Annotated in this window: 3 protein-coding genes and 1 pseudogene; all 4 read right to left on the bottom strand. The window is 74.3% G+C overall.

What is annotated here, in order from left to right:
• Positions 1-1,444, bottom strand: a 1,444-nt coding sequence (locus FF041_RS11540) for a N,N-dimethylformamidase beta subunit family domain-containing protein (protein WP_153522690.1), incomplete at its 3' end; no start/stop codon positions are given.
• A 314-nt stretch (positions 1,445-1,758) separates the two neighbouring features.
• A complete protein-coding gene (locus FF041_RS11535) occupies positions 1,759-3,435 on the bottom strand; it encodes a M48 family metalloprotease (RefSeq protein WP_323391707.1) in 1,677 nt (558 codons plus the stop codon).
• 474 nt (positions 3,436-3,909) lie between these two features.
• Positions 3,910-5,205, bottom strand: coding sequence for a phosphoribosylamine--glycine ligase (gene purD, locus FF041_RS11530; protein ID WP_323391705.1), 1,296 nt, complete (start codon positions 5,203-5,205; stop codon positions 3,910-3,912).
• 58 nt (positions 5,206-5,263) lie between these two features.
• A pseudogene (locus tag FF041_RS37805) lies at positions 5,264-5,756 on the bottom strand (DNA polymerase III subunit gamma and tau); the annotation flags it as partial.

The following is a 5,756-nucleotide window of genomic DNA, read 5'->3' as shown; positions in this document are numbered from 1 at the left end:
AGATGCGGTCGAGGAGGTTGGCCGTGGCGCGCTGGATCCGGGGGTCCACATGGCCGGGCCGGTCGAGCGCCGGGGACCAGGCGAAGGTGCCGGAGGCGAAGACCAGGGCCCCGGAGGGCGCACGGTAGAGCGAGGTCTCCTGGTGCCGGGTCACGCCCTCGCCGTCCCGGTACGGGGAGTGGGCAAGCAGAATGCGGCGCAGATGCGCGGGGAGCGAGGTGCGCGGAAAGTAGCGGTCGGCCTCGCCCGCGACCATTCCGGGCAGTTCGTCGCCCTCGCGCGCGCCGGTCGACTCCCAGAGCCAGTGGTCGGCGTTCCGTACGACCAGGGGGTGCGGCTCGGGGACCCGGCCCGCGTACTGGATGCCGAGCAGATGCTGCTCGGCCCGGTCGGCCTCGCGCCAGAGGGCCGACTTCCCGGGGCCGCGGCGCTTTCGGCAGGTGAGCAGCCGGTCGGGCACCCCGGAGGCGGACGGGCCCAGCTCCACCTGCCAGTACATGGTGTTGGCGGAGAGGAAGACGAGCGAGGTGCCGTGGTCGCGGGCGGCTTCGGCGGTGCGGCGCATGGGGACGGACCAGTACTCGTCGTGGCCGGGGAAGACCAGTCCCCGGTAGCGGGTGGGGTCGATGTGCCCGGCGTGCAGATCGCGGGTGTCGGCGTAGGCGAGGTCGTAGCCGTACCGCTCGGCCCAGCGGATGAAGTCGTAGGCGTGGCCGACATGGAGCGGGAGTCCGGCGCCCGCGTAGGGGCGGTCGAAGGAGACGGTGACGGCGGCGTCCTGCTCGCCGAGCAGTCTGCCCTCGTCGTCCCAGGCGTGGTAGAAGCTGGCGCCGGTGCGGCCGTCCTCCGGGTAGAGGTTGTACGCCTGCCAGGTGATGTCCGGGAGGAGCAGCAGCAGATCGGCGGGGTGGCTGTCGCGCACGGTGAAGGGGATGTGGGAGCGGTAGCCGTCGGCGGTGGTGAGGACGGCGACATACGCCCCGATCGTCCAGTAGGAGGGGATCTGGAGCCGCCAGGAGAGCCACCAGTGGTGGCAGGACGCCGTGCGGTTGGCGGTGAGCGGGGACGGCTGGACGATGCCGGGGAGCCGGGGGCTGGTGGTGATCTTGGATGCGCCATGGCCCGCGTAGTGCCCGATGCGGTAGACGTCGACCGAGAACGGCTGGGGCGGGTCGACGGTGATGTGAAAGTCGATGGCCTCACCGGGGGCGACTCCTCCGGTGGAGGCGAACCCCTTGATCTGCCGGTGTACGTCATCGGCGGTGCGGGGGCCGCGGGTGCTCTCGGCGCGGTCGGGCTCGGCGTACCAGGGGACGGCTTTGCCGGTGTCGCTGAAGTAGTACTCGTTGCCGCGGAGCCAGGGCAGGGGGCCCTGCCCGAAGGGGTCCGACACGGCGTGGGCGAGGGCGCCCGACTCCCACCGCCGGATGTGCTCCGCCCCCATTGCGCCCTCCCTCGATGCCCCGACGACGACCGTGCCGCACCGTCCGCGGTCCGACCGGCGCCGAACTCCAGCACATCACATAACGCATGCGAACCGTCACCCTTCGTCGCGAATTGTTGCGGGGTGAGCTATCGGGGGCTGCGGCGCGGGCCGTGGGCAGGGCAGGGGGCTACGGGGCGGGCGGACAGGGGCGAGTCCCGCGCAGTCGCCCGTGTCAGACAGGGGGACGCTGGGCAGCCGCCCGCGCCGGACCTCAGGAAACCGGCCGGGCACGGGGCGGGCACGGGGCGGACGGGCTTCTCCGGGCGGACGGACTACACCAAGCGGACGGGCTTCTCCGGGCGGACGCCCGCGCCGGTGAGCCAGGCGCGCAGGGGTCCGGGGTCGCCGTCTTCGGTCAGGCTGAGGACGGGCGACATCAGGTCGGAGCAGCGCCCGCCCCGGATCAGCAGCGCCGGCCCGTCGAGCCAGTCCAGCCCCGGGGCGGCGCCGGCGGTGTCGACGGCGGCGCAGCAGACCATCGCGGTGACATGGTCGGCGAGCAGCTCCCGCCCGGTGCGCGGCGGCTGCAGCGGGAAGAGGGGCAGCGGGTCGGCCCCCCATCCGTTGAGCACATCGCCGGGGCTCTTGGCGACGGGCGCGGCCTCCGCGGTCCGCTGGCGGGCGGACTCCTCCCGGGCGACCTCGGCTCCGATTCCGGCGGCGAGACTCTCCCCCGCTTCCTGGCCGGGGCCGGAGAGATACGTCATCACCCGTGCCAGCGTCGGTCCGGGCGGGCCGCTGGACGGCGCGGCGCCGAGATCGTCCAGCACCCGGTGGAGCCGGGCCGCCTCCGTACGCCACTTCCGGTCCACGACCTCTTCCGGATACTGCTGCCAGTCCACCGGGGCCCAGCCCACCCCGGGCTCGGCGGGCCCGCCGTGGAAGAGGCGCGCGGCGAGCAGGGAGGCCGCCTCGTCCACCACGCCGGGCTCCTCCAGGAGGTCGCAGGCGGGGCGCTCGCCGAGCCGGGAGGCGAAGCCCTCGGCGAGCCGGTCGCGGCGGGAGAGCTCGGTGAGCGCGGAGACGACGCCCGCATCGAGGCGGGAGGGCCAGCGGCCCATGCGCCAGGCGGGCAGCGCGACCCGGGTCAGCAGCCGGTCCCATCCCGCGTAGGCGAGGCCGACCTGCTCCTGGGCGACGATCCGCAGACCGTAGTCCACCGACTGAGCGCGCTCGGAGGCGGCAGCCGCGACCCCGCGCTCCATCTCCCCGACGTATCCCTGGCAGCTGTGCAGCAGCAGCCGGGCGACCCGGCCGACGAACCCGAACGCCGGTTTCCAGAGGAGCCGCGCGGGCCCTTGCGGGCCGGGCCCCGAGGCCACCGCGACCGCCGCGTCCAGTCCGCGGACGAAACGGCGGGCCGCGGATATGTCGGGGTGCGCGGAGGGGGCGGTCCCCGCCACGACGGGTGCGAGCAGGGCTCTCAGCTCGGCGACCCGCATCCACCACAGGAAGGGCGAGCCGATCACCAGGACCGGCGCCACGGCCGTGCGCCGTCCGCGCCGGGTCCGTATCGCGGTGGGCAGGGCGTGCGCCGGGTGTGTGCGGTCCTCCAGCCAGCTGTCGCAGTCGGGGGTGAGCGCCAGCGCGGACGGCGGGGGCACCTCAAGCCGCTCGGCGAGATCCCTGACCAGCCGGTAGAGATCGGGGGCGGCCCGCTCGGAGAGCTCGACGGTGGGGCTGAGCGCGGGGCTGGCCCGGACGATCACGGCCGCGACGGCGGCGGCGAGCAGCAGAACGACCGCCGCGAGGACCCCGACGGCCCAGCGCGCGGCGTCCCAGCCGCCGCCGGTCATATGGCCGGTGGCGCCGCCGGCGAGGAGCACGACGGCGACGGCCGTGGGCAGCAGGGCCACGGCGAGCGCTCTGCTGCGGATCCGCAGCACGGCCAGCGCCCGGGAGCAGGCTGCCTGTGCTCCGATCGACTCACCGATACCGGTACTGGACACGGTCGGTCCTCACCCCCTCTGCCCTGCGACGGTGTAGGTGCACTCCCCCACTGTGGCACCCGCCACTGACATCGCAATGCCAGTGGGCCAAGTGCCGGAACGTCTGCGCCGCACCCTAGTTGGGGCTTCGCCGGGCGTCATCCGGATGGCCCACGCGTCACCCGATGGAATGGCTTTGGGCAGTAGTGATGACAGACGGGATTCGTGGGGTTCACGGGGGGGGGTTCGAGGTGTCGCGGGCGTCCCGGAGCGCCGCGGCTCCCGGTCGCGGGGAGCCCTCTGGGGCCGTACGATTCCGGGCCCGGACGAGGCCGGGGGCGGTCCAGAGGTACCGGGATGGTGCTCGTCGGAGGCCGGGGCAGCACGCTCTCGGGCGGGCCTGCTGCTGCCCTTTCGGCAGGCAGGCGCCCTCGTACCGAGCGGTGTGTCGCGTTCCGACCGTCGGACGGCGGGAACGCGACACGCGCCACAGGCTCAGACTCCGGCGGCCTGGGCGTCCCCGGCGGCCTCGCCGACCGCGCTGTTCTCGGCGGCCTTGCGGGCGATGTCCGTACGGTGGTGGGACCCGTCCAGCCGGATGCGGCCGATCGCTTCGTACGCCCGCTCCCGGGCCTGCCGCAGGTCCTCGCCCGTAGCGGTGACGGAGAGCACCCGTCCACCGGCGCTCACCACCGTGTCACCGTCGCGCCGGGTTCCGGCGTGCAGGACATATGCCCGGGGCGCGTCCTTGGCCGCGACCTCGTCCAGACCCTCGATGGGGTCGCCGGTGCGCGGGGCGTCCGGGTAGTTGTGCGAGGCGACGACCACGGTGACGGCGGCCTCCTCGCTCCACCGCAGCGGCGGCTCGTCGCCGAGGGCGCCCACGGCGGCGTTGCGGAGCACACCGGCGAGCGGGGTCAGCAGCCGGGCCAGGACGACCTGGGTCTCCGGGTCGCCGAAACGGGCGTTGAACTCGATGACCCGCACACCGCGCGAGGTGATCGCGAGGCCCGCGTACAGCAGTCCGCTGAAGGGGGTGCCACGGCGGCGCAGTTCGTCCACGGTGGGCTGGAGGACGGTGGCCATGACCTCGTCGACCAGCTGGGGGTCTGCCCAGGGCAGCGGGGAGTACGCGCCCATGCCGCCCGTGTTGGGGCCTTCGTCGCCGTCCAGGGCGCGCTTGAAGTCCTGGGCGGGCGTCAGCGGGAGCACGGTCTCGCCGTCGGTGATGGCGAAGAGGGAGACCTCGGGGCCGTCGAGATACTCCTCGATCACCACCCGGCCGCAGGCGATGGCGTGCTCGCGGGCGGCGGCGAGGTCGTGGGTGACGACGACGCCCTTTCCGGCCGCGAGACCGTCGTCCTTGACGACATAGGGAGCGCCGAAGGCGTCGAGGGCCTCGTCGATCTCCTCGGGGGTCGTGCAGACATAGCTTCGGGCGGTGGGCACACCGGCGGCGGCCATCACATCCTTGGCGAAGGCCTTGGAGCCTTCGAGCCGGGCGGCCTCGCGGGAGGGGCCGAAGCAGGGGATGCCGGCCGCGCGCACGGCGTCGGCGACCCCGGCGACCAGGGGCGCCTCCGGGCCGACGACGACGAGCCCGGCGTCCAGCTCCTGGGCGAGCCGGGTGACGGCTGCGCCGTCCAGCGCGTCGACGGGGTGCAGTTCGGCGATCTCGCCGATGCCGGCGTTGCCGGGCGCGCAGTGCACAGCGGTGACGTCGGGGTCGAGTGAGAGAGAGCGGCACAGGGCGTGTTCGCGGGCGCCGCCGCCGATGACGAGGACCTTCACGGCAGTCAGCCTAACCGCCGCCGGGTCTTCGCCTGTACGGCCCTCCTAACAGGGGGCGCTATTCGTTTGTGTATTCCTCCACCACGGTCGCGCCCAGCTCCCGCACGATCAGGTCATGGCCGGAGAGCGCGGAGTCGACGAGATCGGGATCGTCGTCCTCGGGCACATCGTCCTCGGGGGAGACCGGGGGCGGGCTGTGCACCGGGGCGGCCGGGGCCGAGGCGGCGGGCCTCGGCTCGGCCGAGGGCGCGGGGGCCGCGGCGGGCCGCGCGGCGGGCGCGGGGGCGGCCGGGGCGGGGGCCTGCTGGTACGGGGCGGCGGACTGCTGCTGGGGTGCGCGGGCGCCGTAGCCGCCCGGGGCGGGGGCGGGGGTGCTGGGGCCGCCCACACCGCCCGAGGGATCGATGATCGCCTCGATCTTCCACTGCACGTTGAACCGCTCGGCGAGCGCCTGCTTCAGCACGTCCTCGCTGCCGCTGCCGGAGAAGTTGTCGCGGGCTCCGGCGTTGATGAAGCCGAGCTGGAGGGTGGTGCCGTCGAAGCCCGCCACC

This window comes from Streptomyces jumonjinensis (genome assembly GCF_009600885.1).
In the GTDB taxonomy this organism is placed as follows: Bacteria; Actinomycetota; Actinomycetes; order Streptomycetales; family Streptomycetaceae; genus Streptomyces; species Streptomyces jumonjinensis.
This window is presented reverse-complemented; position numbering and strand designations above follow the sequence as displayed.